The following is a 26,831-nucleotide window of genomic DNA, read 5'->3' on the forward strand; positions in this document are numbered from 1 at the left end:
GTATAATTCTGTGTATTTGAGAGATGTGACGAATGGAGGTAAACTTTGAAGGATATTTTTATCATAGGTAGTAGAGGTTTGCCTGCTCAATACGGTGGTTTTGAGACATTTGTTGAGAAATTGATTTCTCATAAGGTATCGCCTGCTATAAGTTATCATGTGGCTTGCTTATCTGACGAAAGCACTGGCAAGCATTTTGACTATAAGGGTGCGGATTGTTTTACGGTCAATCCTCCAAAGCTAGGTCCTGCGCGTGTCATAGCTTACGATATGATGGCTATCAATTATAGCTTGAAACTTATTAAAAAAGAGGGGATTCAAGCCCCAATTTTCTATATTTTAGGGAATACCATTGGTGCCTTCATCGTTCATTTTGCCAAGAAAATCCAGTCCATTGGTGGCATTTTGTTAGTCAATCCTGATGGTTTGGAATGGAAACGTGCTAAGTGGTCTAAGCCTGTTCAAAGCTATCTCAAATACTCTGAAAAAGAGATGACAAAGTATGCGAACTTGATTATTTCTGATAACCGAGGTATTGAGACTTATATTCAAAATACCTATCCGTGGTCTAGAACGACGTTCATCGCTTATGGAACTGACTTATCTAAGACGACTGTGACTGCTGAGGATACCCCTGTTCGAGATTGGTATCAGAAATGGCAAACTCAAGAAAAAGATTACTATTTGATACTGGGTCGATTTGTTCCTGAAAACAACTACGAAACTGTAATTCGTGAATTTATGAAGTCCTCTACAGAGCGTGACCTTGTTATCATCTGTAACCATGAAGGAAATGCTTACTTTGATGAGCTACGACAGATAACAGGATTTGATAAAGATAAACGTGTGAAGTTTGTGGGGACTGTCTATGATCAGGACTTGCTTAAGTATATCCGTAACCAAGCCTTTGCTTATATTCATGGACATGAAGTAGGTGGAACGAATCCAGGCTTATTAGAGGCCTTGGCTCAAACGGACCTCAACCTTATCTATAATGTAGACTTTAACCATCAGGTTGCTCAGGAGACCGCCTTGTATTGGAATAAAGAGGACGGGAATTTGTCTCAGCTTATCGATTCTGTAGATGGTCAAGTGTCATTCGAGGACTTGGGAAATGCTGCTAAAGCAAATATGAAAGAAAATTACACTTGGGAAAAAATCGTGGGTGAATACGAGGAGCTATTTTTATCATGAAAGTAACTATTCTCATGTCTACTTATAATGGCGAGAACTTTTTAGCAGAGCAAATAGAGAGTATTCAGCAACAGACTTATACTGACTGGACTTTGTTAATTCGTGATGATGGTTCTAAGGATAAAACGAGAGACATTATCAAACGTTTCGCTTCAGAGGATGATCGGATTGTTTTCATCAATCCTGATCAAACTGAAAATTTAGGTGTTATAAAGAGTTTCTTTACGCTTTTGAAGTATCAAGAATCTGACTACTACCTTTTCTCAGATCAGGATGATACTTGGTTACCTGAGAAACTATCTCTTCAACTTGAGAAAGCAAGTCACTACCCATCTGATAAACCACTTTTGGTATATACGGATTTAAAGGTTGTGAATCAAGATTTAGAGGTACTTCATGAGAGTATGATTCGTACTCAGTCTGATCATGCCAATACGGAATTGGTTCAAGAAATGACAGAAAACACTGTTACAGGTGGTGTGTCTTTAATCAATCATGCCCTGGCTGAATTATGGACTGGTGAGGAAATGAATGAGCTTCTGATGCATGACTGGTATTTAGGTTTGCTTGCGTCAGCATTTGGCAATCTCGTTTATATTGACCAGCCAACAGAGCTTTACCGTCAGCATGCGGATAATGTCTTGGGAGCTAGAACGCTTCGGAAACGTATGCAGAATTGGATTCGCCCTCAGACCTTGTTCAACAAATATTGGAAGTTGATTAAGGCTAGTCAGAATCAGGCGGAAAATCTTCTTTCTTTGCCCTTGAATGCTGAAAATAGAGAGTTGGTTGAAAACTTTGTGACCATTATGGACCAAGGATTCAGAGAGCGTTATCGTCGTTTGAAGACATATGGCTATCGTAAAAACAGGGCTTTTCATACCTTCGTATTTACGAGTTTGATTTTGACAAAATTCATGTATAAGGAGGACTAAATGAATTTCTTTAGTCAAAAAAATAGGATTTTACTTAAGGAACTGATTAAAACGGATTTTAAATTGCGTTATCAAGGTTCTTTCATTGGTTATCTTTGGTCTATTTTGAAACCTTTGATGATGTTTACAATCATGTACCTTGTCTTTGTTCGTTTCTTGAGATTTGATGATGGGACACCACACTATGCAGTAGGATTGCTTTTGGCCATGATTTTTTGGGGCTTCTTTACGGAGGCTACCAATATGGGGATGCTTTCTATTGTTTCACGCGGGGATCTCTTACGCAAATTAAATTTTCCGAAGCAAACGATCGTAATCTCATCTGTACTAGGGGCTGCGATTAATTTCTTGATTAACCTTGTGGTTGTCTTTGTATTTGCCTTAATTAACCATGTTCCAATCGGTTTCAATACTTTGGTTATCATTCCTCTCTTTATTGAGGTATTATTAATGGCAATGGGTGTTGCTTTTATTCTATCAGCACTCTTTGTTAAATACCGTGATATTGGTCCTATCTGGGAAGTTGTGCTTCAAGCTGGTATGTATGCGAGCCCAATTATCTATTCCATCACTTACCTTCTTCAAAGAAACCAGACGTTTGTTGCAAAGGTTATGATGTTGAATCCAATTGCTCAGATTTTACAGGATATGCGTCATTTTATTATTGATCCAGTTAACCCAAGAGGCTGGGATATTATTAATAATAAACTGATTGCTTTTGTTCCTTATGCGATTCCTGTAGTGATTTTTATCATTGGTTTCCTTGTCTTTAATCGAAATTCTAAACGATTTGCGGAGATTCTATAATGTCAAATAATATTGCTGTAAAAGTAGATCATGTAAGTAAGTATTTTAAATTACCAACTGAGGCGAGCCAGAGTTTGAGAACAACTTTAGTCAATCGCTTTAAAGGAATTAAAGGGTATACTGAACAACATGTCTTGAAAGATATTTCTTTTGAAGTTGAAAAGGGTGATTTCTATGGAATTGTTGGACGTAATGGTTCAGGTAAATCAACACTTCTAAAAATTATTTCTGAGATTTATGTTCCGGAGAAAGGTAAAGTTACTATTGATGGTAAGTTAGTATCTTTCATTGAACTCGGTGTTGGGTTTAATCCAGAACTAACTGGTCGTGAGAATGTCTATATGAATGGTGCAATGCTTGGTTTTTCAACTGAAGAAGTAGATGCCATGTATGATGACATTGTAGACTTTGCTGAACTTCATGATTTCATGAATCAAAAGTTGAAGAACTACTCAAGTGGTATGCAGGTTCGTCTGGCCTTTTCAGTAGCTATCAAGGCTCAAGGTGATATTCTTATCTTGGATGAAGTCTTAGCCGTAGGAGACGAGGCTTTCCAACGTAAGTGTAATGACTATTTCATGGAACGTAAGCAATCTGGAAAGACAACTATCTTAGTTACCCATGACATGTCAGCAGTTAAAAAATACTGTAATAAAGCAGTTCTGATTGAACATGGTTTGGTAAAAGTGGTTGGTGATCCAGACGAAGTTGCTAACCAATATAGTTTTGATAATGCTGCTGGTCAAAAGGTTTCAAACGACGATGTTGTTGTTGAAAATCCTAAAATCACTGATTTACAAGTAAAACTCTTGAATGACAATATTATCAGTCCTGATCAAGATATTTCATTTGAGATTTCATATGATGTCAATGAGGATATTGAAACCTATATTGCATTTTCATTGACAGATATTGACCGTGGTATCTGGATATACAATGATAATTCTATGGACAATAAGACGAGTGGTTCTGGAAGAAAAACACTTACTTACAAATGTAGTCTTTCCCATCTTAATAATATCAAGCTCAAGCTTCAGGTTTCTGTTCGAGATAAGGAGGACCAGATGATTGCTTTTGCTGATTCAGATAACTCACCAATTATTCTCTTGAATCGAAATGATATTGAAGATGACGATAAGTCTGCTAAAGATTCTGCAACGGGTATGGTTCAGAGAAATGGAAAATGGGAGATTCGAGAATAAATGAAACGTCTCTTATTGTATGTTCATTATAATAAGTACGACGAATTAAGTGGTCATGTGCTCTACCAATTGGAGCAACTTCGACCCCTTTTTTCTAAACTTATTGTGATTTCAAATAGTCAACTAACGGAATCGGCAACATTAACTCTCAAAGAGCTTGGCATAGATGAAGTTATCCAGAGAGAGAATCTGGGCTTTGATTTTGCAGCTTGGAGAGATGGTATGGCTCATGTTGGATTCGAACATTTAACAGACTTCGATTCGGTTACACTAATGAATGATACTTGCTTTGGTCCTCTTTGGGATATAACTGACATCGTTGAAGAATTTGAAAAGCGCCCGAATGTTGACTTTTGGGGGATGACGAATTTTAGAAAGACTAAATATTTCGATGAGCATCTGCAAAGTTATTTTATGTTTTTCAAGAAGCATGTTGTTGCTTCAGAAGCCTTTCAGAAATTTTGGACTTCTATAAAGACTTTTACCGATGTTCAAGATGTTATTGATAATTATGAAACTAGGGTTACAAGTGTTCTTCTTGAAGTTGGTTACCGTTATGATGCTGTCTTTAATACCATTGCTGAAGAGGCAGGAGATTTAATTCACCCTGATTTTTCTTATTATAGGCCAATAAGTACTCTTGAGCATAAGGTACCGTTCATTAAACTAAAAGCATTTACTGATAATGAAAAAAAAGGAAGACTACTTTTAGATTATCTTGCTAATCTATCAACATATCCGGTAGCTCTAATCAAGTCTCATCTTAACAGCTATCATTCCCCTGATAGCTTAGTGATTTTAGATGAGAAAATCATCGAATCTTCTTTTAAAAGCTTTAGCAAGCATGAGTATCGTATGGCAATCCATGTGCACATTAGCGATCTTGAGAGACTGAAAGTATTCTTCGATAGTAAGTTATCTGCTTTCTATTATTTCACCCTATCAGGCCATTTAGATAAAAATCAGGTTGAGAATAACCTATTAAATAGTTTTGATAAAGATAGATTTCAGATAGTCTCACAAAAGTTTGATAATCATTATCATGCCTTGGTTTCTTTGGCATCTCAGCTTAGCGAGTACGACTTTATTGGGCATTTTCACACAGCAGACTTTGGAAATGAGGGTAAGCTTGTTGATGAAGCTACAAGACTTGCTCTAATAGATATGTTACTAGATGAAAAGAAGGTATCATCAATCTTTGCAGATTTTCCAGAGGTTGGACTTGTGTTTGCTGATTTGTCGAAGGAGCTCTATTGGACGGATGCAATTGGTACTTTAAATCAAAATCAGGCAGCTAAACTAGATAACGAGTGTCAAAAAACAATCAAAAATTCGCTTCATGTTTTTCAAGGATCTATGTGGCTGTCAAAAGATTTTCTGGAAAAAATTATTCTAAAGGATAAGCGCATTTTCTATAATTCTGACGAAAATAGTCTCCCTTATCTTTTCTATCGAAAAGCTTGGGATGTAGGAATTGATTATCGTATTATTTCTTCCGAAAAAATATCTTTTGCAGAACGTTATAAGCTCCATATTATTCAAATGTCGCAGGTAGCAGAACCTATTTCTCTAACGGAAAAGTTTTCAGCATACAGGAAAGCTTTGTTAAAAAAGTTGGGTTTAAATAAATCCTCAGCTGTGTAACTTCCCCCTCCCACTTACGAATAGGTAAGTAGGAGGTTTTTTCTTATGTATAGTATTGTATCTGAGGAGGCGGGGCTTTTGCCTCGTGAGCGACTCTTACAGAAGGGAGCAGAGGTTTTATCGGACCAGGAGTTGTTGGCGATAGTGCTGCGAACAGGGACCAAGTCTGAGTCGGTCTTATCTATGGCAAATCGTATTTTAACAGGGATGACGAGTTTGGCGGATTTGTCTCGTTTGTCCCTGAATGAGCTACAGGAAATTCCTGGTATTGGGCGTGTGAAGTCTATTGAGCTGAAGGCTATGGTGGAGTTGGCTAAGCGGATTGAGAAGGCTGAGTTGGCTCGTTCCGAGCAGATTATGTCCAGTCAGCAGGTGGCGCGTCGTATGATGTTGGATATTGGCGACAAGCCTCAGGAGCATCTGGTGGCTATCTATTTGGATACGCAGAATCGTATTATTCAGCAGAAGACAGTCTTTATTGGTGGTGTTCGCCGCTCGATTGCCGAGCCACGTGAGATTTTACATTATGCTTGTCATCTGATGGCGACGTCCTTGATAGTGGTTCACAATCATCCTTCGGGTGAGGCCTATCCGAGCCGAAATGATATTGATTTTACGCAAAAAATTAAGTGGTCTTGCGATGATTTGGGAATTTGTCTGCTTGATCATATTATTGTTGGAAAATCAACATATTATTCCTTTCGTGAGGAGAGGGAGGATTTTGAGCTTAAGTAGAGTCTATAAGTTAAAGACACAAGAAAAGCAACTGAGTGTAGTATCAGTTGCTTTTAAAGTTCGTTTACAACGTATTCAAAGAGTTTGAGGTCTTCTTCACGTTTGTGTAGGAGAAGTTCTGGATGCCACTGAACACCAAGGTAACGAAGGTCTGGGGTGTTTGATTCAACAGCTTCGACAGTATTATCCTCAGGGTCGCGCGCAATAACACGGAGGTCAGAGGCCAAGTGCTTAATACTCTGATGGTGGAAAGAGTTGATAGAGGTCTCTAGGCCGTAAATCTCCGCTAACTTACTGTTTTCGTCGATAATCATTTCGTGGTAAAGGTAATCGGAAGGCTTATCCTGCCAGTGCCTTTCAATATCTTGATGGAGACTGCCACCAAGGGCAACATTCATGAGTTGTGTTCCACGACAGATTGAAAAAATCGGTTTTTTTTGTTTGGTAGCTTCTTCGATTAAGGCCATCTCAAAGAGATCACGCTCGAGGAAAAAGTCATCGTCACTGGCATGATTTTCTTCGTTGTAGAATTTAGGGTCAACGTTTTGACCGCCGATGAGGATAAGCTTGTCAATCATGGAGATATAGTTTTTAGCCTCCGAAGGATCAGATACTGGTAGAAGGATTGCTAGACCACCAGCTTTTTGAACTCCTTCTACAAAACCAGATGGGGCATAAGACCAGTTGATATCTTCATGGGCTGGATTAGGTCTTACATTGGCTGTGATACCTATAATTGGTTTAGTCATTGTTTCTCCTTGCTTTTTCTTCTTCTTTCATGAAATAGAGTAGAGTTTGTAGCTCACTAGTCAGGTCTACGTATTGGAGAACCACGTGGCGTGGAAGATTGAGGTTGACTGGGGAGAAGCAGAGGATGCCTTCGATTCCAGCATCAACCAAAAGCTCAGCCACCTCCTGTGCCTTGACTGATGGTACTGTCAGGATGGCCGTTTTAATATCTTCCTGGGCAATCTTGTCCTTGATTTGAGAGATACCATAGATAGGAATATTGTCTTCAGTCTGGCTTCCTACCAGTTCGTTATCGTCTGTATCAAAAGCCATAACCAGCTGCATGCGGTTACGTTCTTGAAAACGGTAGTGAAGAAGAGCACGTCCGATATTTCCTACTCCTACAAGGACTACTTTAGTTGTCGCATTATCATTAAGGAGTTCTGCGAAAAATGTCATCAGCTTACTAACGTCATAACCAAAACCACGACGACCTAACTCACCAAAATAGGAGAAGTCACGACGCACTGTGGCAGGATCAATTCCAATTGCTTCAGCAATTTGTTTGGAACTTGCTTTGTCGATATTTTCACGATGGAATCGTTTGAAAATTCGATAATAGAGAGAGAGACGTTTAGCAGTAGCGTTTGGAATGTTTTTCTCAAATGTCATTGATCGCATTTCCTTTCTTCAATTAGTATGATTCTCTTATATTTTAAGAAAAGTTTGTGAAAATTGCAACAAAATAGTGTAGATGAGGCGATATAAAAAACCTATCACATGGATAGGCTATTTCTATGTAGTAAGAAAAAATTTAGACTTCTTCTTGCTCAAAAACTTGACGGTCAACCAAACTCTGCATCAAGAAGTAGAATTTTTCTTGCAAGATGTGATGATCTTCATTTTTAAAGATATTAACGTTACGAAGGCCAGATTTGTCTGTGATTGACAATTTGAAACCTGTCAAATCTTTGTTAATAGTGATCTTTAGTGGGAAACCTTCACCTGAGTTAGGAACTTTTTCGAGTAGACGGTGTAACTCGTAGTTACCGATTTTATTTTGTACAAAAGTTGTATCACGAAGGGTGAATTTTTTGACATTAGGGCTGATAGTGTAACGGTATTTACAGTTAGTCAAATGAATGCTTTTTTCAAATGCCATGTTAGTCTCCTATGATTTGATTAAGTTTTTCTGCTAGGGCTTGGAGTTCTTCAGCGGTATTTTCTTCTGATAAACTAATGCGGATGGCTGTTTTTAACTTGTCAGAATCCTTACCATAGAGGGCCTGGATGACGTGGCTAGGGTCAACAGTTCCAGCAGTACAAGCAGAACCCGTTGAAACAGCAAAGTCAGCTAGGTCTAACAAGGTTAAGAGAGGGCCATTTTCCTTACCAGGAAAACTGATGTTGATGACGTGAGGTAGGCTAGATCCTCCATCATTAATTTCATAAGGAACGGTAAGGGTATCTAGAAAGACCTGACGAATCTTTTCAACATGCTGGTAATTGTCTTGGTAGTGGTCACTAGCATGCTTGTAAGCTGCGGTCATACCTGCAATACCGACCAGATTTTCAGTGCTGGCACGACGTTTTTCCTCTTGTTCACCACCATGGAGTAGGTTGTCAAAATGCAAATCGTTATGATAGAGCAGGCCGACACCTTTAGGTCCATGAAATTTATGGGCACTGATTGAGAGAAAATCGGCGCCAAGTTCTTCTGGGTGAATTGGAAGTTTTCCTGCAACCTGAACAGCATCCACGTGGAAAGCAGCCTGGTGATTGGCGAGTAGGTCACCAATTTCCTTGATAGGAAGCAATTGGCCGGTCTCGTTATTGGCATACATGACAGAAACTAGAATAGTATCGTCACGTAGGACATCAGCAATTTGTTGAGCAGTAATGACTTGATTTTCTGGTTGAATATAGGTTACTTCAAAACCAAAACGCTCTTCCAAGTAGGCCATGGTGTGAAGGACAGAGTGGTGTTCAATAGCAGTTGTAACCAGGTGCTTACCCTTAGCTTGATTGGCTAGGGCATAACCTTTGATAGCTGTATTGTTTCCTTCAGTCCCACCAGAGGTGAAAATGAGTTTTCGAGCAGGAACTTGAAATTGCTTGGCCATTTCTTCACGAGCCTCACGGAGTTCCTTAGAAGCCTTGCGGCCATAAGCATGTAGGCTGGATGGATTTCCAAAAGTTTCAGTCATGACATGTGTCATCGCTGAGATAGCAGCAGTATTCAAAGAAGTTGTTGCTGCATTGTCCAAATAAACCATAAATTAGTCCTCGTTGGCAGTATATGCAAAGAGTGGGCTAAGTGGTTGACGTTCAAAGATACGAGTAATAGCGTTAGCGATCAGCTCACTTGCTGAAAGGTATTTAACGTTTGTAGGCACTTTTTCTTTAGTCGCAACTGAATCTGTTACCAAGATTTCTTTAATTGGAGTAGCGTTGAGGACTTCGGCAGCACCTCCTGCAAAGAGACCGTGACTAGCAACTGCATAGATGTCTTTAACGCCACCACGTTCAAGGATTTTAGTAGCTTCAGCAAATGTTTTACCAGTATTGAGGATATCATCAACCAAGATTGCTGTTTTTCCTTCAACCTCACCAATGATGTAGCCTTCTTCACGTTCTGAATCATCTTGGGCGTAGTCAATGATAGCGATTGGTGCATCAAGGTATTCCGCCAAGCTACGAGCACGTTTAACACCTGAGTTTTTAGGGCTAACAACGACAACATCACTTCCTGTGAATCCTTTTTCGTTGTAGTATTCAGCAAACAAAGGCATTGTGAAGAGGTTATCTACTGGGATGTCGAAGAAACCTTGAACTTGGACAGCGTGAAGGTCAAGTGTCAAGACACGATTGACACCAGCTTTAACCAGCATATTGGCAATCAATTTAGCAGTGATTGGTTCACGTGAAGCAGCGATACGGTCTTGACGTGCATAACCAAAGTAAGGCATCACTACGTTGACAGAGTTAGCACTGGCACGTTTGCAGGCATCAATCATGATGAGCAATTCCCAAAGGTGGTCGTTAACAGGGTTGCTTGTAGATTGGATGATATAAATATCGTCCCCACGAACAGACTCTTCAATATTGATCATGATTTCACCGTCAGAAAATTGACGTGAAGATACTTTGCCAAGTGGCAATCCGGTAGCCTTAGCAATTTTTTCAGCAATTTCTGGGTTTGAGCTGAGCGAGAACAACTTCAATTGTGGGTTTGCTTTTTGATGTACCATGACGATGGTGACTCCTTTAAAAAAATAAGATGCGAAGCCCAATTAGGGCTATTGTAATAAAACTACAGATGGTTCTATTTTAGCAAAAAAAAGTAGAAATTTCAGCATTCAGAAAGCGATATTGATGAAAATTGACGGACCATAAATCGCTGAATCGTTTTTGTATGCGTTTTTAGACAGATGAGAGCGATTATGGAAGCTGCCACAAGTACCAAATTGTCTTTGCATATATAAAAAAGACAAGGGTTAATCCTTGTCTTAAAATGAAGTAAATGGTTTTTATAGACGTTTTTCACGGTGGAAAGTTCGCCTCAGAACGTATCAAAAATGACTAGCGGAATTTCTATAAACTCACATTTCACCAACTAGTCTTTATCTCGCTTTAGGGTGGCTACAAAGCGTGCAACCTTACTCTTGGCATACTTAAAGTCAATATTATTTTCCTTAAGAAAGGCATCAAAGTCGTCTTTACCTTTCTTGGCATCTGAAACTTCCAACTCAAGCTCATAGTCTTTCTTATCAGCATAGACATTGACATCAAGTGCCATGAGACCAATATTGGTCTGGTATTCACGTCGGGTTGTGGTTAAATGTCCGAGGATGGTTAGGTCTTCTAACTTAACACCACGTTCCAGAAGAATGGACTTGATTTGGCAATCAGGGAAGTTAAGAGACTTGGTCATAGCCTTAGCATCTGCACAGTCCATGGTGACGTTGTATTCCATATTTCCGACCTTTTCAGGAATTTTCAAAGTCAGCTCACCATGAGTGGGAAGGGTTCTGATACGCAAAGACAACTTTTTATTCCTCATGTCACTTTGGGGTGTATCAATGTAGTAATTGGTTTGCGTAACAGGTGTTACATGGGAGAAAAGCACTGCTAAACGATTATACTCGTCTTTGGTGAGCAGAGTCTTGTACTCTATCTCTAAATGGTTCATGTGTGTCCTCCCTTGTTCTTTTAAATGTGGTATAATGTAACAGATTGTATTTATTTTATAAAAAACTAAAGCTTTTGACAAGGAGGAGTCCTATCTTGACCATGGATTGGGAAGAATTTCTAGACCCCTACATTCAGGCCGTAGGTGAGCTCAAAATTAAGCTTCGAGGTATTCGTAAACAATTTCGTAAGCAAAATCGTCACTCGCCCATTGAGTTTGTGACGGGACGTGTGAAGTCAGTGGCTTCCATTGAAGAGAAGATTGCCCTACGTGGACTGTCTGTTGAAAATTTAGCAAAGGATATGCAAGATATTGCAGGACTCCGAATAATGGTTCAATTTGTTGATGATGTGGACGAGGTTTTGGGTCTTCTGCGTCACCGTAGTGATATGACCATAGTCTCAGAGCGTGATTATATTAGGAACCGTAAACACTCGGGTTATCGCTCTTACCATGTTATCGTGTCTTATCCTGTTGATACCATTGATGGTCGCAAGGAAATCCTTGCCGAGATTCAAATTAGGACTTTGGCCATGAACTTTTGGGCCACCATTGAACATTCCCTTAATTATAAGTATCAGGGAAATTTTCCAGAGGAGATTAAACTTCGCTTGGAAACTACGGCACGCATAGCCTATCAACTTGATGAAGAGATGCGTAAGATACGTGATGATATTCGAGATGCTCAGTTGCTCTTTGATCCAATCAACAGAACTTTGAAAGATAGTGTAGGAAATAGTGATGACACAGATGAAGACCTTTTCTGATAAGATGAAGGTAGCTATTATTGCTAATGGCAAACCCCAAAGCAGGCGTGTTGCCTCAAAACTTTTTAATACCTTTCGAGATGATCCTGATTTTTATTTGACTAAGAAAAATCCTGATGTGATTATCTCTATTGGTGGCGATGGCATGTTGCTATCGTCTTTCCACATGTATGAAAAAGAGCTCTCTCGTGTCCGTTTTGTAGGGATTCACACGGGGCATTTAGGTTTTTATACAGATTACTTGGATAGTGAAGTGGATCAATTAATTGAAACCCTGCGTAAGGATAATGGAGATAAGATTTCCTACCCTCTTTTAAATGTCACATTAACCTTGGCTGATGGGCGTTCTTTCACGTCTATTGCCCTCAATGAAGCAGCAATTAAGCGTAACGAGAAGACTATGGCGGCAGATGTTTGTCTTAATGATGTACTGTTTGAGAGCTTCCGTGGAGATGGGTTATCTGTATCGACGCCTACGGGGTCAACCGCCTACAATAAATCTTTGGGTGGTGCGGTACTTCATCCCACTATTGAAGCCTTGCAGCTGACAGAAATTGCTAGTCTTAATAATCGTGTTTACCGTACCTTAGGTAGTCCACTTATCGTGCCAAAACATGAGAAGATTACTATCTATCCTACTCGAATGGGGAGCTACACTCTGTCGGTTGATAATAAGACCTATACCAACCGTAATGTGAAAAAGGTAGAATTTTCGATTGACCAACGTAAGATTTCTTTTGTTGCTAGTGCTAGTCACACAAGTTTTTGGGAACGGGTCCGTGAATCCTTTATTGGAGACATGGAAGAATGAGATATGAATTTACTGTAGGACGTTCATGTCGAGTTAAAACCTTTTTGAAGGAGCACGATATTTCAAAAGGACTTCTAGCCAAAATTAAGTTTGAGGGTGGTCATATCTGGGTCAATGGTGAGGAGCAGTTTGCGACTTATCCTGTCCATGAGGGAGACGTGGTTGCCATAGAAATTCCTGATGAGGCGCCGCATGAAACATTGAAGCCAATTCCTTTTAACTTGGATATAGTCTATGAGGATGATAACTTCTTGGTGATTAATAAACCCTATGGCTATGCTAGTATTCCAAGTGTTAACCATGATAATACCATGGCTAACTTTGTCAAATATCACTTTGTCAGCAATAATTATCCTAACCAGCGTGTCCATATCGTGACACGTTTGGATAAGGACACATCTGGTCTCATGCTGTTTGCCAAGCATGGTTACGCCCATGCTCGTATGGATAAACAGTTACAACAGAAGTCTATTAAGAAACATTATTATGCCTTGGTTGAAGGTGATACCAAACTTGAGCAGCAGGGTGAAATCATTGCACCGATTGCGCGTGATGTGGATTCCATTATCACACGTCGAGTCCATAAATCGGGAAAATATGCTCACACTAGTTATCGTTTGGTAGGTGATTATGGTAGGGTTAAACTGGTTGATATCAATCTTCATACCGGACGTACGCACCAGATTCGTGTGCACTTTGCCCACTTAGGTTTGCCTCTTTTGGGAGACGACCTTTATGGCGGGTCCCTAGACTACGGTATTAAGCGTCAAGCCTTGCATTGTCATCGCCTTGCATTTATAGATCCTTTCACCAAAAAAGAGATGGTCCATGCATCTTCCTTGACAGATGATTTTGAAACCGTTATCATGAACTTACAAACTAAAAAAGATTGATTGAGGATTTTTTATGCGTAGTCTATTTGGTGAACTTCGTGAAGGTATTTCAGGGAAAGGAGTTAAGATTGTCTTCCCTGAGGGTAACGATGACCGTGTGGTTCGTGCTGCTGCCCGTTTGAAATTTGAAGGATTGGTGGATCCTATTATTTTGGGTGACCCAGTTGAGGTTCACAAAATCTTGAACGATCTTGGCTTTGCAGACTTTAACTATACGATTATTAATCCTGAAACCTATGAAGGTTTTGAGGAAATGGAGGAAAAATTTCTTGAAATTCGTAAGGGAAAAGCAACAGTCGAAGATGCAGAGAAATTGCTTCGTGATGTGAACTATTTCGGTGTTATGCTAGTTAAACTTGGTCTTGCTGATGGAATGGTTTCAGGTGCCATTCACTCAACAGCGGATACGGTACGTCCTGCTCTTCAAATTATCAAAACAAAACCTGGTATTTCTCGTACATCAGGTGTCTTCCTTATGAACCGTGAGGATACCAATCATCGTTTGATGTTTGCCGACTGTGCTATCAATATTGAACCAAATTCTCAAGAATTAGCAGAAATTGCAATTAATACTGCAGAAACAGCTAAAGTTTTTGGTATTGATCCTAAAGTGGCCATGCTTAGCTTCTCAACAAAAGGTTCTGCTAAATCACCAAAAGTTGACAGGGTTGTTCAAGCAACAAATATTGCTAAAGAAATGCGTCCTGACTTGGCTATTGATGGTGAGTTGCAGTTCGATGCAGCATTTGTTCCAGCAACAGCAGCTATTAAGGCTCCAGATAGTGACGTAGCAGGACATGCTAATGTCTTTGTATTCCCTGGTTTGCAGGCCGGAAATATCGGCTATAAGATTGCTCAACGTTTGGGAATGTTTGAGGCTATCGGCCCAATCTTACAAGGTCTTAATAAACCAGTAAACGATCTTTCTCGTGGTGCGAGTGCTGAAGATATTTACAACTTAGCTATTATCACAGCTGCTCAAGCTCTTAATAATTAAAAGCAATAATAAAAGAAAGTCTGGCTAAGTGTCTGGGCTTTTTTATGCAATTTTTGTGATTAAAAATAAATCAATGTAACCTAAAGAGAACCTTTATTGATAAGGAATCGCAGTTGTTCTCGTGTTTACATATGTTATCGAATTGTACAAAATATTCTGATAAAAGCTGTGATGCTTGATTATTTATGCTATAATAAAGTTGTAAAAAATTTTTTTGGAGAAATTTTATGAAAAAAAGCAAATGGTTGGCTCTCGTGGGTGTAGCACTTCTAAGTGTTGGTGCGTTAGCGGCTTGTTCATCTAAATCAAACACTAGCGGAACTACTTATGGTTATATTTACAGTTCGGATCCAGAAACCTTGGATTATATTACATCAAATACTGGACCTACGACAACTGCTGTAACTAACGCTGTAGATGGTCTTATGGAAGCTGATAAATATGGGAACCTTGTTCCTTCAGTAGCTGAAGACTGGTCTGTCTCTCAAGATGGTCTGACCTATACCTATAAAATCCGTAAGGGTGTTAAATGGTATACTTCAGATGGTGAAGAGTATGCTGATGTGACTGCCAAGGACTTTGTAACTGGTCTTAAGCATGCTGCGGATGCCAAAGCTGGGGCTCTTTATTTGGTACAAGATTCTATTGCTGGATTGTCTGACTATCTCTCTGGTGCCAATAAAGATTTCTCGAATGTGGGTGTCAAGGCAATTGATGACTATACTTTGCAGTACACGCTTAAGAAACCAGAACCATACTGGAACTCTAAGACAACCTATAGTTTGCTTTTCCCAGTAAATGGAGACTTCCTCAAGAATAAAGGAAAAGATTTTGGTAAATCAACAGACCCAACCTCTATCCTTTATAATGGACCTTTCCTTCTCAAATCTTTGACAGCTAAATCTTCAATTGAGTTGACTAAGAATGAAAATTATTGGGACAAGAAAAATGTTCACTTTGATGCTATCAAATTGACGTATGATGATGGTTCGGATCAAGAGGCTCAAGAACGTGGTTTCACTGATGGTGCTTATAATATTGCTCGTGTCTTCCCAACGAGTTCAAACTATGCTTCTGTAGAGAAGAAATATAAAGACAATATTTATTACACAGCAGCAGGTGCGTCTACATCAGCTATTGGTGTTAATATTGACCGTCAAAGTTACAAATACACTGCTAAAAAGACTGACGCTGAAAAGTCTTCAACGAAAAAAGCTCTTTTGAATAAAGACTTCCGTCAATCAATTAACTTTGCTATTGACCGTACGGTATATCAATCACAAGTCAATGGTAAGGATGGATCAGCTAAAGCTATTCGAAATCTCTTTGTTCCTTCTGACTTCGTTAGTGCAGGTAATAAGACCTTCGGAGATCTTGTTACTGAAAAGATGAGTTCATATGGGGATGAATGGTCAGGTGTGAATTTTGCTGATAGTCAAGATGGCCTCTACAATGCAGAAAAAGCTAAGACTGAGTTTGCCAAAGCTAAGGATGCTCTCCAAGCAGATGGTGTTCAATTTCCAATTCATTTGGACCTTCCAGTTGACCAAAGCTCTAAACTTAATGTTACCCAAGCCCAATCTTTGAAACAAACCATTGAAAAATCATTGGGAAATGACAATGTGGTGATCGATATTAACCAATTGTCATCTGATGATATGCAAAATGCAACACTTAATGCAGCCAACGCAGCAGCAGAAGATTGGGATATTTCAAATGGTGTTATTTGGAGTCCAGACTATCAAGACCCATCAACTTATCTTGATATCTTCAAAACAACATCAAGTGAAAACACTAAGACTTTCATGGGTTATGATGATCCAAATAATGCGGCAGCAGCCCAAGTAGGACTCAAAGACTATGATGCCTTGCTTGATTCTGCAGCTTCAGAAACAAGTGACCTCAATGTTCGTTACGACCGTTATGCTCAAGCTCAAGCATGGTTGGAGGACAGCTCGCTTGTGATTCCATTGACTGTTGGTAATGGTGCTGCACCAGTTATCTCACGCTTGGCACCGTTTACCGGTGCTAGCATGCAGGTGGGAGATAAAAACTCATCAGACTACTTCAAATATGTGAAACCACAAGAAAAAGTAGTTACTAAGAAAGAATATGAACAAAGTCGTGAAAAATGGCTTAAAGAAAAGAAAGCATCTAACGAAAAAGCTCAAAAAGATCTTGAGAAACACGTTAAATAAAAGGACGATGGAACTTTCTCATTTGATTGGGAAAGTTCTTTTGGAATTAAAGGAAGAGACATGAAAAAATACATTTTATTGAGAACCCTCCGTTCTCTATTGTCAATATTTGTCGTGACGGCCTTGACCTACACGATTATCTATACCATGGTGCCGAGGCGTCTGATTTTCAGACAGGACCCTAACTACAATAAGATTGCAAAAACAGCTGATTCTAAGGCGAACTATGAAAATACAATCTTTGAACGTATGGGTTACATTGATTACTATGACACCAAGGAGTTGCAGGAGAAAGCCAGCACACTTGATAAGTTGGTAACAACTAAGCCAACAAAAGCCAATAAAGCTATCTACCAAAAATATGTGGATAGTTTGGGACATGGCTGGCGTTTGCATCAGTTTAAGCAAAGTAAGCAGTTCTATGCGACACGTGATGTACCAGTGCTTGAACGTGTGTTTGAATTCTACACGCACCTCTTTGAATTTGACAATACTGGATGGGTTAAAGATAAAACGAATCCAAACTTGAAGCGTTACATCCATATTGAAAATGATCCAGCTATTGGTTGGTCAGTTGTTGGTTCAGGGACTAAGCACAAATATTTGCTTTACTTTAACAGTCAGTTCCCATTTGTTCACCAAAACTTTGTTAAGATGAATCTTGGAACTTCATACCCAACTTATGCTGAGCAAGGTGTTCTTGATGTTATTACCCAAGGTCAAGGACAAACACAAAGCTCTGAGGTCACCTTCCCTACTGGTAAGAAAATATCTTCAGTAGATATCTATTCTCGTACTTATAAATCACCTAGTCAGGCTGACGCTAGAGATCGTTCTTACTATGGTGATGATCCGTACACATCTACTAAGAGTCGCTATCAATACCCATCAATGGTGACAAGCTCTGCCATTGCTGGTTTGATTGGTTTGGTCTTGTCTTACGCCTTGGCGATTCCATTAGGTTCATACATGGCACGCTTTAAAAACACACTCTTTGACAGTGTGTCAACAGGTGTCTTAACTTTCTTGCTTTCTCTACCAACGATTGCCTTGGTATATATCATTCGCTTGATTGGTTCTGAGATTGGTCTTCCGGATTCTTTCCCTATCTTGGGTGCGGGTGACTGGCGTTCTTACGTCTTGCCATCTGTTATTCTCGGTCTCTTGTCAACACCAGGTCTTGCGATTTGGATCCGTCGTTACATGATTGACTTGCAATCACAAGACTTCGTTCGTTTTGCACGTGCCAAAGGATTGTCAGAACAAGAAATTTCGAACAGGCACATTTTCAAGAATGCTATGGTTTCCTTGATTTCAGGAATTCCAGCATCTATTGTTGGGGTTATCACAGGGGCAACCTTGACAGAAACAATCTTCGCCTACCCTGGTATGGGTAAAATGTTGATCGACTCTGTTCGTGCTTCTAATAATGCTATGGTCGTTGGTCTGGTATTTATTTTCACAGCCCTCACCATCTTCTCATTGCTTGTGGGTGATATCCTTATGACTATTATTGACCCACGTATCAAATTGACATCTAAAGGAGGTAAGTAATGGCTTCAATTGATAAAAGTAAGTTCCAATTTGTAAAGCGCGATGATTTTGCCTCTGAAACAATTGATGCACCGGCTTACTCATACTGGAAATCAGTGATGCGTCAATTTTTTAAAAAGAAATCAACAGTTGTCATGTTAGGTATCTTGATTGCCATTGTTTTGATGAGTTTCATCTACCCAATGTTTTCTAAATTTGACTTCAATGATGTCTCAAAAGTAAATGATTTCAGTTTGCGTTATGTACATCCAAACGCTCAATACTGGTTCGGTACTGACAGTAATGGTAAGTCTCTATTTGACAGTGTTTGGTTCGGAGCTCGTAATTCTATCCTTATTGCTGTTATCGCTACCTTCCTTAATGTTATAATTGGTTTGCTTGTAGGTGCTGTTTGGGGAATTTCTAAGACCTTCGATATGATTATGATGGAAATCTACAACATCATCTCAAATATTCCTGACCTCCTTGTGGTTATCGTCTTGACTTACTCATTGGGTTCTGGTTTCTGGAATATGATTTTTGCCATGACTGTTACAGGGTGGATTGGTATTGCCTATACTATCCGTATTCAAATCATGCGTTACCGTGATTTGGAGTATAACTTGGCTTCTCGTACTTTGGGAACACCAACTGCTAAGATCGTGGTTAAAAATATCATGCCACAACTTGTGTCAGTTATCGTAACCATGGCTAGTCAACTTTTGCCAGGATTTATCTCTTATGAGGCCTTTCTTTCATACTTTGGTTTGGGACTTCCCGTTACTACGCCTAGTCTTGGTCGTTTGATTTCAGACTATGCACAGAACGTTACAGTCAATGCTTATCTCTTCTGGATTCCATTGACTACCTTGATCCTCGTTTCCCTTGCCCTCTTTATTGTCGGTCAAAACTTGGCGGATGCCAGCGACCCACGTACGCATAGATAGGAGTCCAATATGACAGAAAATAAAAATGTAATATTATCGGCTCGCGATATCGTCGTGGAGTTTGACGTTCGTGACCGTGTTTTGACAGCTATTCGAGGAGTGTCCCTTGATTTGGTTGAAGGTGAAGTTTTAGCCTTGGTTGGTGAGTCTGGTTCAGGTAAATCAGTATTGACTAAGACTTTCACAGGGATGCTTGAAGAAAATGGTCGTGTAGCTAGCGGTTCTATTGATTATCGTGGTCAAGATTTGACCAAGCTTAAGAGTCACCAAGATTGGGCACCTATTCGTGGGGCTAAGATTGCGACTATCTTCCAAGATCCTATGACCAGTCTTGACCCAATTAAGACTATCGGAAGTCAAATTGTTGAAGTTATTGTCAAGCACCAAAGCAAATCGGCCAAGGAAGCTAAACAAATGGCAATTGATTACATGGACAAGGTTGGTATTCCGGATGCTGAAAAACGTTTCAACGAATATCCTTTCCAATACTCTGGTGGGATGCGTCAACGTATCGTTATTGCCATTGCCTTAGCTTGTCGTCCTGATGTCCTTATCTGTGACGAACCAACAACTGCCCTTGATGTGACCATTCAAGCTCAAATCATTGACCTCTTGAAATCTCTCAAAGAGGAGTACGGTTTCTCAGTGATTTTCATTACCCATGACCTTGGTGTGGTAGCAAGTATTGCTGACAAGGTTGCTGTTATGTATGCTGGTGAAATCATTGAGTACGCAACTGTTGAGGAAATTTTCTATGAGCCTTGTCACCCATACACGTGGAGCTTGCTTTCAAGCTTACCACAGTTGGCTGACGATAAGGGTGAGCTTTTCTCAATTCCAGGGACACCACCATCACTTTATACACCGGTTGTTGGAGATGCCTTTGCCTTGCGTTCAGACTATGCTATGCAAATTGACTTTGAGGAAAAAGCACCACAATTCCAAGTTTCAGATACTCACTGGGCTAAGACCTGGCTCTTACATGAGGATGCACCAAAAGTTGAAAAACCTGCGGTTATCCAAAATCTACATGAAAAAATCCGTGCTAATATGGGATTTGCACATTTAGGAGATGAGGAGGAAGGCAATGCCTGAGAAGTTAGTTGAAGTAAAAGATGTGGAGATTTCCTTCGGTGAAGGAAGCAAGAAATTCGTTGCTGTCCACAATGCTAATTTTTTCATCAACAAGGGTGAAACCTTTTCCCTCGTTGGTGAGTCTGGTAGTGGTAAAACCACAATCGGTCGTGCCATTATTGGTTTAAATGATACAAGTAATGGTGAGATTATTTTTGATGGTAAGAAAATCAATGGACACTTATCTAACTCTGAGAAAAACGACCTTATTCGTCGTATTCAGATGATTTTCCAAGACCCTGCGGCTAGTTTGAATGAACGTGCAACAGTTGATTATATCTTGTCTGAGGGCTTGCATAACTTCCATCTCTATAAAGATGAGGAAGATCGTAAAGCTAAAATCAAGGAAATCATCAAAGAAGTGGGACTTCTTGAGGAGCACTTGACACGTTACCCTCACGAATTTTCTGGGGGGCAACGTCAACGTATTGGGATTGCGCGTTCCTTGGTTATGCAACCTGACTTGGTCATCGCTGACGAACCAATCTCAGCCCTTGACGTGTCAGTCCGTGCCCAAGTCCTGAACTTGCTTAAGAAATTCCAAAAAGAGTTGGGATTGACCTATCTCTTTATCGCTCACGACTTGTCAGTGGTCCGTTTCATTTCTGACCGTATCGCTGTTATCTATAAGGGGACAATCGTGGAAGTTGCTGAGACAGAAGAACTCTACAACAATCCTATCCACCCTTACACCAAGTCACTCTTGTCTGCTGTTCCTATTCCAGATCCAATCTTGGAACGTAAGAAGGTCTTGAAGGTTTATGATCCAAACCAACACGACTATTCGTTTGATAAACCAGAAATGGTGGAAGTACGTCCAGGTCACTTCGTTTGGGGTAACAAGAAAGAAATTGAGACTTATCGTAAAGAACAAAGTAAGTAAGTCTTTTCAATGCAAAAAAAATCGTGTTCCAAAAGGAACACGGTTTTTCTTTAGTCCAAATTTAAGCGCTTTGTCATGATATAGTAGGTACCAAAGTAACTTGCTGCGATGAGAATGAGAGATTGAACTAGACTAAAGATATATGACGAGTTATTAATTATAGTATTTGTTGCATTTCCGGTCAAGGATGCACCGATTCCAAAGAAGAAACCAATAAAGAATAGGATAGCCTGAATGGCAAAATAGGCGACAAATCCCATAAGAACTTTGTTATTATTAAAGAGGTTTCCGATACTGATACAGAGGTAATAGAATAGGATACTGCCAATTGTTCCTAAAATTGTAGTAGGGATGAAGAGATAGAGGGCTCCCATTTCTTTTAAGATTTGACCAAAGTAGCTGGTAGTCAGTAGGATATCTTTCATATCAAGGTTGAAAGTGGCTATAATGCCAATTGAAGCGAGTACAACGAGAGATGAAATCGTATCTAAAATAAAAGCTGCCAAAAGTTTAGACAAGATTAATTGGTGCGCTGAAACAGGAAGCGTGTTGCTTAGGTAGCCTTCTCGTCCAAAGACGCTAGTCGCAAAGCGTTTGATAATGAGAACAATGGTTGCGATATAGATGGTTCCCCAAACAACAATGGTAGCAATCACAATCAGTGTAAAGAAAGCCATAAACAGTAAGCTTGGTTCCTTGTGGCTGTGTTCAAAGGTGACCGTTAATTTTTGAAGCATTAAGCCCAAAGGTATGGACAGTAGGATGGCAATCCCATAGATGCCAAGATACCACTTGCGGACTGATTGTAATTCATACTTAACTAATTTCCAAAACATGCTCATACCTCCTAATTGTGGAACATCTCTCTAAAGAGTTTGTCGATAGATTTGCCATGGGCTTGACGGATATTATCAGCATCACCCTGAAGTTCAATCTGACCATATTTTAGGAAGACAACTTCATCTAGGACAGATTCAATATCTGCAATCAAATGGGTTGAAATAATAACAGAAGCATCTTCAGAGTACTGGTTGATGATAGTTTTAAGGATATAGTCACGTGATGCGGGATCGACCCCACCGATAGGTTCATCAAGGAGATAGAGTTTAGCCTCACGACTCATAACCAAAATCAACTGAACTTTTTCTTTGTTACCTTTTGAAAGGTCTTTAAGGCGCAAATCAGGCTGTAGCTTTAAATCCTCCAAGAGTTGCAAGGCAAGAGGATAGCGGAAGTCAGTATAGAAATCTTGGAAGAAGTCCAAGTAGTATTGGATAGTCTTACTTTCATCCAAATAAGTTGTATCGGGTAGATATGCCACTTGAGCTTTAGTGATAGGTGATGGCTGAAATCCATTAATAGTTACTAAACCAGAAGTTGGTTGGAGGAGGCCATTCAAAATCTTGATGAGAGTTGTTTTACCACTACCGTTTGGTCCTAAGAGACCAATGATTTTACCAGAAGGAATGGACATGGTCACATCTCTAAGGGCTGGAATACCATTATAGGTCTTGGTGAGATTTGTTAGAGTTACAATATCAGTCATCGGTCTATAAGTCCTTTCCTGTTTGTTCAATGTAGTTAGTAATGATAGCTTTGATTTCAGGTGAGCTAAAACCAATGGCTGCCATCTCAGTGACAAAGTTTTTCATGAGACTTTGGGCAATCTCGTGCCGTTTTTGATCAATAAGTTTTTCATCTTCGGTAACAAAGCGGCCAGAGGTACGGGCAGAATAGACCAGCCCCTCTTTTTCAAGTTCTTGGAAGGCTCTTTGTACGGTGTTGGGATTGACCCCGGCTTCCTGAGCAAATTCCCTTACAGGTAGGAGTTGTTGTCCCATGCTCAATTCCTTGGAAGCTATCTTCAGTTTTACACGATAGGCGATTTGGAGATAGATTGGCGATTTTTCATCAAATGTCCAAGCCATAAAAGACTCCTTTCTAAAAGTATAATAGTATTATTTTTGTACTACAGTAATGATACAACTAAAACGATGAATTTGCAAGTAAAATGCTATATTTTCTCTAATTTCTTTAGCTTTTCCCTAACTTATATCCTTATTTTTGGTACAATAGGGGCAAGTATATTCGACCTGAAGGGAGTTTATTTTGAATATTTTAGCGACAGATATGGATGGTACTTTTTTGGACCACCTTGGTTCCTATGATAAGGCACGTTTAGATAAGCTTTTGGATGCTTGTGAAGCTAAAGATTATGTCTTTACAGTAGCTTCTGGTCGAGCTCTCTTGGCTTTGGAGGAGCTTTTTGATGGATTTGTGGACCGCATTGCGATTATTGCGGAAAATGGTGCCTTGGTTCAGTATAAGGGTGAAGTCTTGTTTGAGTCCAAGCTAGAACCTAAGGATTATTTGCAAATTGCTGACACGACTTTAGCCCTGCCAACTTGCGAGGGGATTCTCTTGTCAGGCCGTCGTGGTGCCTATGCACCAAACGATGCAGATCCAGCCTATCTTAAGGCCATGAAACGTTACTATGAAAATGTTATGGCAACGGACCTTGAAGCGGTCACAGATGATATTTTCAAGGTAACTGCTAAGTTCCAAGGGGATACCATTATGGACCGTGGTGACTACCTCAACACAATCTTTGAGGATATGACAGCAGTGACAACTGGCTTTGATTCCATGGATATCATTCTTAAAGGTGTGGACAAGGGCTTTGGTCTCTACCATCTTTGTCAAAAGTTGGGATGCCAGGATTCAGATGTTGTAGCCTTTGGTGATAATCTCAATGATATGGAGATGCTGACCTTTGCAGGGCGTGCGGTTGCTACGGAAAATGCGCGCAATGAGATTAAGGCAGTAGCTGATGAAGTGATTGGTCACCATAAAGACGGGGCAGTCTTTGACTACATGGAAGGATTGGTGGGATCAGATGTCTGAGATTAAATTACTAGCCTTGGACCTAGATGGGACCCTCTTTACCAAGGATAAGCAAGTAACAGCTGAAAATAGAGCTGCTCTGAAGTCGGCAGAAGCTGAGGGAGTTCATGTGGTCATTACGACTGGTCGTCCTCTGCCAGCTATTACTCATATCTTGGAAGATTTGGGCTTGTTGGATGATAAGCACTATAGTGTGACCTTCAATGGTGGCTTGGTTCAGCGTAATAATGGGGATATCCTCATAAAGAAAGAGATGAGTCGAGAAGATTTAAAGCAGATTTATGCTGTATTTGAACCTCTAGGGCTCCCTATGGATGTTATCAGTGATGGCATTGTCTATGGTGTTCCGAGTAAAAGCAATCATTCTCTCTATCGTCAGGCTAATCCTACCTTGACCTTCGTTGATGTGGAGAGTATTGATGACATTCCTGAAAATATCGTCTATAATAAGGTAGTTACGGTCTGTGAGGAAGCATTTTTGGATGTCCAAATTGAAAAACTACCTAAACAGCTATATCAGAATTTTGAAGTTTTTAAGTCTCGTGAGATTATCCTTGAGGTCATGCCGAAAGGAGTTCATAAAGCTGTAGGCTTGAAACTTTTGTCTGATTATCTTACCCTTGATAAAAGTCAGGTTATGGCTATGGGAGACGAGGAAAATGACTTGACCATGTTGGAGTGGGCTGGTCTTGGTGTGGCTATGGTAAATGCTGTTCCTAAGGCTAAGGCTGTTGCTAAGGCTGTAACGACAAAAACTAATGAGGAATCTGGAGTGGCTGAGGCCATCCACAAATATATTCTAGAGAAATAAGGAGAACCAAATGGGTCTATTTGATCGATTATTTGGACAAGAGGAAAACCAGTCACAAGAAACTGTAGCAAATCAGAAATTTTCAGAAACTGAGGCTCTTGATAATCAAGACTTGTCAACAAGTGAAGGAACAAGTGAAAGTCAAGCAGAACAGCTCAGTGAGTCAGAGACTCAAGTAGAAGAGATTTCGTCTACAGAATCTGTTGAAGAAAGCGAATCTACAGTGACAGAAGAAAGCCAAGTAACTGTGGATAACCACTTTGCGGATGTCATGGCTGATTACTATGCTAAAAAGGCTCAGGTAGCTGCTGCTGCAGAAAAAGGTGAAACAGTTACTTTTGAGGCTGTTCAAACCCGTAAAGTTGAGGAAAAGCCTGAAGAAGTTCAGGCTTCAAAAACTGAAACAGAACAAGAAAAATATAATCGTACCCTTAAGAAGACGCGTACAGGTTTTGCTGCCCGCCTGAATGAATTCTTTGCGAATTTCCGTCGTGTTGATGAGGAGTTCTTCGAAGAATTGGAAGAAATGCTGATTCTTTCCGATGTAGGTGTTAATGTTGCAACGCAATTGACAGAAGACTTACGCTATGAAGCTCGACTTGAGAATGTCAAAAAGACTGAGGATTTGCAACGCTTGATTATTGAAAAACTTGTGGATATCTACGAGAAGGACGATATTTACAAGGAGCATATTAATTTCCAAGATGGTTTGACAGTTATGCTTTTTGTTGGTGTTAATGGGGTTGGTAAAACGACTTCTATTGGTAAGTTGGCACATAAATACAAACAAGAAGGCAAAAAAGTCATGCTGATTGCTGCTGATACCTTCCGTGCGGGAGCTGTTGCGCAATTGGTTGAATGGGGACATCGTGTTGATGTGCCAGTAGTGACTGGTGCTGAAAAGGCTGACCCAGCTTCAGTGGTCTTTGACGGTATGGAAAAGGCTCTTGCTGAAGGTGTTGATGTTCTTATGATCGATACTGCGGGTCGCTTACAAAACAAAGACAACCTCATGGCAGAGCTTGAAAAAATCGGCCGTATTATCAAGCGTGTGGTGCCAGAAGCACCTCATGAAACCCTCTTGGCTTTGGATGCCTCAACAGGTCAAAATGCCCTTAGTCAGGCTAAGGAATTTTCAAAAATTACACCTCTTACAGGTCTTGTTTTAACCAAGTTGGATGGTAGTGCCAAGGGTGGTGTGGTTCTAGCCATTCGCCAAGAGTTGGATATTCCAGTTAAGTTAATTGGTTTTGGTGAGAAAATTGACGACATTGGGGAGTTCCATTCAGAAGAATTCATGCAAGGTCTCTTGACTGGATTGGTTTAAAAAGAGTGAGTACTGGGAAAAGAGATTCACTCTTTTTAATGGTGTCCTCACCTTGAAAAAAGTCGCTTTTATTGATAAAATAGTAAGAAATACGACTGCTTTGAAAAGTGAGCTGTAACTTAATCACTGAACAACCCCTAAGCCATAAAAAGAGATGATTTACTTCTCTTTTTTAAGGTGAGTCATAA

General features: G+C 39.9%; 27 protein-coding genes. 18 read left to right on the plus strand and 9 right to left on the minus strand.

Annotated elements, in window-relative coordinates:
• Nucleotides 1–45 precede the first annotated feature (45 nt).
• Genes cps2T through radC form a run of 6 tightly spaced genes read left to right on the plus strand, consistent with a single transcriptional unit; the run spans nt 46 to nt 6,517 of the window.
• Complete coding sequence (cps2T, locus tag ADF62_RS03630; protein ID WP_048788104.1) at nt 46–1,194, plus strand: beta 1-4 rhamnosyltransferase Cps2T; 1,149 nt, start codon at nt 46–48, stop codon at nt 1,192–1,194.
• Nucleotides 1,191–2,129, plus strand: a complete 939-nt coding sequence (locus ADF62_RS03635) for a glycosyltransferase family 2 protein (protein WP_048788105.1) — start codon at nt 1,191–1,193, stop codon at nt 2,127–2,129. The genes cps2T and ADF62_RS03635 overlap by 4 nt, the downstream gene beginning before the upstream one ends.
• Nucleotides 2,130–2,936 carry an ABC transporter permease gene (locus ADF62_RS03640; protein ID WP_048788106.1) on the plus strand — a complete coding sequence of 269 codons (807 nt, stop codon included), beginning with the start codon at nt 2,130–2,132 and terminating at the stop codon, nt 2,934–2,936. It begins immediately after the preceding gene.
• Complete coding sequence (locus ADF62_RS03645; RefSeq protein ID WP_003093664.1) at nt 2,936–4,138, plus strand: polysaccharide ABC transporter ATP-binding protein; 1,203 nt, start codon at nt 2,936–2,938, stop codon at nt 4,136–4,138. Before ADF62_RS03640 ends, ADF62_RS03645 begins: the two co-directional genes overlap by 1 nt.
• Nucleotides 4,139–5,782, plus strand: coding sequence for a rhamnan synthesis F family protein (locus tag ADF62_RS03650; protein WP_048788107.1), 1,644 nt, complete (start codon nt 4,139–4,141; stop codon nt 5,780–5,782). It abuts the gene before it with no gap.
• 45 nt (nt 5,783–5,827) lie between these two features.
• Nucleotides 5,828–6,517, plus strand: coding sequence for a RadC family protein (radC, locus tag ADF62_RS03655; protein WP_048788108.1), 690 nt, complete (start codon nt 5,828–5,830; stop codon nt 6,515–6,517).
• Between the two features lie 53 nt (nt 6,518–6,570).
• On the opposite strand, the gene ADF62_RS03660 is transcribed toward radC, so the two are convergent.
• From ADF62_RS03660 to ADF62_RS03685, 6 genes are all read right to left on the minus strand, one after another.
• Entirely contained in the window at nt 6,571–7,266 is a 696-nt protein-coding gene (locus tag ADF62_RS03660; protein ID WP_048788109.1) for a gamma-glutamyl-gamma-aminobutyrate hydrolase family protein, read from the minus strand.
• Nucleotides 7,259–7,918 carry a redox-sensing transcriptional repressor Rex gene (locus tag ADF62_RS03665; protein ID WP_003094902.1) on the minus strand — a complete coding sequence of 220 codons (660 nt, stop codon included), beginning with the start codon at nt 7,916–7,918 and terminating at the stop codon, nt 7,259–7,261. The genes ADF62_RS03660 and ADF62_RS03665 overlap by 8 nt, the downstream gene beginning before the upstream one ends.
• A 142-nt stretch (nt 7,919–8,060) precedes the next feature.
• Nucleotides 8,061–8,408 carry a DUF1831 domain-containing protein gene (locus ADF62_RS03670; RefSeq protein WP_003093257.1) on the minus strand — a complete coding sequence of 116 codons (348 nt, stop codon included), beginning with the start codon at nt 8,406–8,408 and terminating at the stop codon, nt 8,061–8,063.
• Nucleotide 8,409: 1 nt separating this feature from the next.
• A complete protein-coding gene (locus tag ADF62_RS03675; RefSeq protein WP_048788110.1) occupies nt 8,410–9,522 on the minus strand; it encodes a cysteine desulfurase family protein in 1,113 nt (370 codons plus the stop codon).
• 3 nt (nt 9,523–9,525) lie between these two features.
• Entirely contained in the window at nt 9,526–10,497 is a 972-nt protein-coding gene (locus ADF62_RS03680; RefSeq protein WP_003094061.1) for a ribose-phosphate diphosphokinase, read from the minus strand.
• A gap of 365 nt (nt 10,498–10,862) precedes the next feature.
• A complete protein-coding gene (locus ADF62_RS03685; protein ID WP_003094309.1) occupies nt 10,863–11,438 on the minus strand; it encodes a CYTH domain-containing protein in 576 nt (191 codons plus the stop codon).
• Nucleotides 11,439–11,533: 95 nt separating this feature from the next.
• On the opposite strand from ADF62_RS03685, the gene ADF62_RS03690 reads away from it, so the two are divergent.
• The 9 genes from ADF62_RS03690 (at nt 11,534) to ADF62_RS03730 (ending at nt 21,601) form a co-directional block, all read left to right on the plus strand.
• Nucleotides 11,534–12,205: a GTP pyrophosphokinase gene (locus tag ADF62_RS03690; RefSeq protein ID WP_003096583.1), complete on the plus strand. Its 672-nt coding sequence runs from the start codon at nt 11,534–11,536 to the stop codon at nt 12,203–12,205.
• The gene (locus ADF62_RS03695; RefSeq protein WP_003094740.1) at nt 12,180–13,016 is read left to right on the plus strand and encodes an NAD kinase; all 837 of its coding nucleotides are present in this window, start codon (nt 12,180–12,182) and stop codon (nt 13,014–13,016) included. The genes ADF62_RS03690 and ADF62_RS03695 overlap by 26 nt, the downstream gene beginning before the upstream one ends.
• A complete protein-coding gene (locus tag ADF62_RS03700; RefSeq protein ID WP_003096585.1) occupies nt 13,013–13,909 on the plus strand; it encodes an RluA family pseudouridine synthase in 897 nt (298 codons plus the stop codon). The genes ADF62_RS03695 and ADF62_RS03700 overlap by 4 nt, the downstream gene beginning before the upstream one ends.
• A gap of 13 nt (nt 13,910–13,922) precedes the next feature.
• A complete protein-coding gene (gene pta / locus ADF62_RS03705; RefSeq protein ID WP_048788111.1) occupies nt 13,923–14,906 on the plus strand; it encodes a phosphate acetyltransferase in 984 nt (327 codons plus the stop codon).
• A gap of 227 nt (nt 14,907–15,133) precedes the next feature.
• Complete coding sequence (locus ADF62_RS03710; protein ID WP_003093456.1) at nt 15,134–17,104, plus strand: peptide ABC transporter substrate-binding protein; 1,971 nt, start codon at nt 15,134–15,136, stop codon at nt 17,102–17,104.
• Between the two features lie 60 nt (nt 17,105–17,164).
• Entirely contained in the window at nt 17,165–18,658 is a 1,494-nt protein-coding gene (locus ADF62_RS03715) for an ABC transporter permease (RefSeq protein WP_048788112.1), read from the plus strand.
• Nucleotides 18,658–19,584 carry an oligopeptide ABC transporter permease OppC gene (gene oppC / locus ADF62_RS03720; RefSeq protein ID WP_048788113.1) on the plus strand — a complete coding sequence of 309 codons (927 nt, stop codon included), beginning with the start codon at nt 18,658–18,660 and terminating at the stop codon, nt 19,582–19,584. The genes ADF62_RS03715 and oppC overlap by 1 nt, the downstream gene beginning before the upstream one ends.
• 9 nt (nt 19,585–19,593) lie before the next feature.
• On the plus strand, nt 19,594–20,679 hold the full coding sequence (locus ADF62_RS03725) for an ABC transporter ATP-binding protein (RefSeq protein ID WP_048788114.1): 1,086 nt from the start codon (nt 19,594–19,596) through the stop codon (nt 20,677–20,679).
• The gene (locus ADF62_RS03730; protein ID WP_048788115.1) at nt 20,672–21,601 is read left to right on the plus strand and encodes an ATP-binding cassette domain-containing protein; all 930 of its coding nucleotides are present in this window, start codon (nt 20,672–20,674) and stop codon (nt 21,599–21,601) included. The genes ADF62_RS03725 and ADF62_RS03730 overlap by 8 nt, the downstream gene beginning before the upstream one ends.
• 50 nt (nt 21,602–21,651) lie before the next feature.
• Here ADF62_RS03730 and ADF62_RS03735 read toward each other — a convergent pair whose 3' ends face one another.
• From ADF62_RS03735 to ADF62_RS03745, 3 genes are read right to left on the minus strand one after another with little or no spacing between them, the layout of a single operon-like run.
• Entirely contained in the window at nt 21,652–22,437 is a 786-nt protein-coding gene (locus ADF62_RS03735; RefSeq protein WP_037621376.1) for a hypothetical protein, read from the minus strand.
• Between the two features lie 11 nt (nt 22,438–22,448).
• Entirely contained in the window at nt 22,449–23,147 is a 699-nt protein-coding gene (locus tag ADF62_RS03740; protein WP_048788116.1) for an ABC transporter ATP-binding protein, read from the minus strand.
• A gap of 4 nt (nt 23,148–23,151) precedes the next feature.
• Nucleotides 23,152–23,529 (minus strand): GntR family transcriptional regulator, encoded by a 378-nt coding sequence (locus ADF62_RS03745; RefSeq protein WP_003094041.1) that lies wholly within the window; start codon nt 23,527–23,529, stop codon nt 23,152–23,154.
• Nucleotides 23,530–23,710: 181 nt separating this feature from the next.
• Here ADF62_RS03745 and ADF62_RS03750 point away from each other — a divergent pair, with 181 nt between their 5' ends.
• From ADF62_RS03750 to ftsY, 3 genes are read left to right on the plus strand one after another with little or no spacing between them, the layout of a single operon-like run.
• Entirely contained in the window at nt 23,711–24,505 is a 795-nt protein-coding gene (locus tag ADF62_RS03750; RefSeq protein ID WP_048788117.1) for an HAD-IIB family hydrolase, read from the plus strand.
• Entirely contained in the window at nt 24,498–25,316 is an 819-nt protein-coding gene (locus ADF62_RS03755) for a Cof-type HAD-IIB family hydrolase (RefSeq protein ID WP_048788118.1), read from the plus strand. The genes ADF62_RS03750 and ADF62_RS03755 overlap by 8 nt, the downstream gene beginning before the upstream one ends.
• A 10-nt stretch (nt 25,317–25,326) precedes the next feature.
• Nucleotides 25,327–26,643 carry a signal recognition particle-docking protein FtsY gene (gene ftsY, locus ADF62_RS03760; protein ID WP_048788119.1) on the plus strand — a complete coding sequence of 439 codons (1,317 nt, stop codon included), beginning with the start codon at nt 25,327–25,329 and terminating at the stop codon, nt 26,641–26,643.
• Nucleotides 26,644–26,831: the final 188 nt, after the last annotated feature.

The sequence above is a fragment of the Streptococcus sp. 1004_SSPC genome (assembly GCF_001069025.1).
Taxonomy (GTDB): domain Bacteria; phylum Bacillota; class Bacilli; order Lactobacillales; family Streptococcaceae; genus Streptococcus; species Streptococcus vestibularis.

Excerpts from the sequence above, each read along its gene's own strand:
- ADF62_RS03745 (WP_003094041.1), bottom strand. The coding sequence starts at position 23,529 with ATGGCTTGGACATTTGATGAAAAATCGCCAATCTATCTCCAAATCGCC.
- ADF62_RS03650 (WP_048788107.1), top strand. The coding sequence starts at position 4,139 with ATGAAACGTCTCTTATTGTATGTTCATTATAATAAGTACGACGAATTA.
- ADF62_RS03755 (WP_048788118.1), top strand. The coding sequence starts at position 24,498 with ATGTCTGAGATTAAATTACTAGCCTTGGACCTAGATGGGACCCTCTTT.
- oppC (WP_048788113.1), top strand. The coding sequence starts at position 18,658 with ATGGCTTCAATTGATAAAAGTAAGTTCCAATTTGTAAAGCGCGATGAT.
- ADF62_RS03680 (WP_003094061.1), bottom strand. The coding sequence starts at position 10,497 with ATGGTACATCAAAAAGCAAACCCACAATTGAAGTTGTTCTCGCTCAGC.
- ADF62_RS03635 (WP_048788105.1), top strand. The coding sequence starts at position 1,191 with ATGAAAGTAACTATTCTCATGTCTACTTATAATGGCGAGAACTTTTTA.
- ADF62_RS03730 (WP_048788115.1), top strand. The coding sequence starts at position 20,672 with ATGCCTGAGAAGTTAGTTGAAGTAAAAGATGTGGAGATTTCCTTCGGT.
- ADF62_RS03740 (WP_048788116.1), bottom strand. The coding sequence starts at position 23,147 with ATGACTGATATTGTAACTCTAACAAATCTCACCAAGACCTATAATGGT.
- ADF62_RS03725 (WP_048788114.1), top strand. The coding sequence starts at position 19,594 with ATGACAGAAAATAAAAATGTAATATTATCGGCTCGCGATATCGTCGTG.
- ADF62_RS03695 (WP_003094740.1), top strand. The coding sequence starts at position 12,180 with ATGACACAGATGAAGACCTTTTCTGATAAGATGAAGGTAGCTATTATT.
- pta (WP_048788111.1), top strand. The coding sequence starts at position 13,923 with ATGCGTAGTCTATTTGGTGAACTTCGTGAAGGTATTTCAGGGAAAGGA.
- ADF62_RS03645 (WP_003093664.1), top strand. The coding sequence starts at position 2,936 with ATGTCAAATAATATTGCTGTAAAAGTAGATCATGTAAGTAAGTATTTT.
- ADF62_RS03700 (WP_003096585.1), top strand. The coding sequence starts at position 13,013 with ATGAGATATGAATTTACTGTAGGACGTTCATGTCGAGTTAAAACCTTT.
- ADF62_RS03710 (WP_003093456.1), top strand. The coding sequence starts at position 15,134 with ATGAAAAAAAGCAAATGGTTGGCTCTCGTGGGTGTAGCACTTCTAAGT.
- ADF62_RS03660 (WP_048788109.1), bottom strand. The coding sequence starts at position 7,266 with ATGACTAAACCAATTATAGGTATCACAGCCAATGTAAGACCTAATCCA.
- ftsY (WP_048788119.1), top strand. The coding sequence starts at position 25,327 with ATGGGTCTATTTGATCGATTATTTGGACAAGAGGAAAACCAGTCACAA.
- radC (WP_048788108.1), top strand. The coding sequence starts at position 5,828 with ATGTATAGTATTGTATCTGAGGAGGCGGGGCTTTTGCCTCGTGAGCGA.
- ADF62_RS03640 (WP_048788106.1), top strand. The coding sequence starts at position 2,130 with ATGAATTTCTTTAGTCAAAAAAATAGGATTTTACTTAAGGAACTGATT.
- ADF62_RS03735 (WP_037621376.1), bottom strand. The coding sequence starts at position 22,437 with ATGTTTTGGAAATTAGTTAAGTATGAATTACAATCAGTCCGCAAGTGG.
- ADF62_RS03685 (WP_003094309.1), bottom strand. The coding sequence starts at position 11,438 with ATGAACCATTTAGAGATAGAGTACAAGACTCTGCTCACCAAAGACGAG.
- ADF62_RS03715 (WP_048788112.1), top strand. The coding sequence starts at position 17,165 with ATGAAAAAATACATTTTATTGAGAACCCTCCGTTCTCTATTGTCAATA.
- ADF62_RS03670 (WP_003093257.1), bottom strand. The coding sequence starts at position 8,408 with ATGGCATTTGAAAAAAGCATTCATTTGACTAACTGTAAATACCGTTAC.
- ADF62_RS03675 (WP_048788110.1), bottom strand. The coding sequence starts at position 9,522 with ATGGTTTATTTGGACAATGCAGCAACAACTTCTTTGAATACTGCTGCT.
- ADF62_RS03665 (WP_003094902.1), bottom strand. The coding sequence starts at position 7,918 with ATGACATTTGAGAAAAACATTCCAAACGCTACTGCTAAACGTCTCTCT.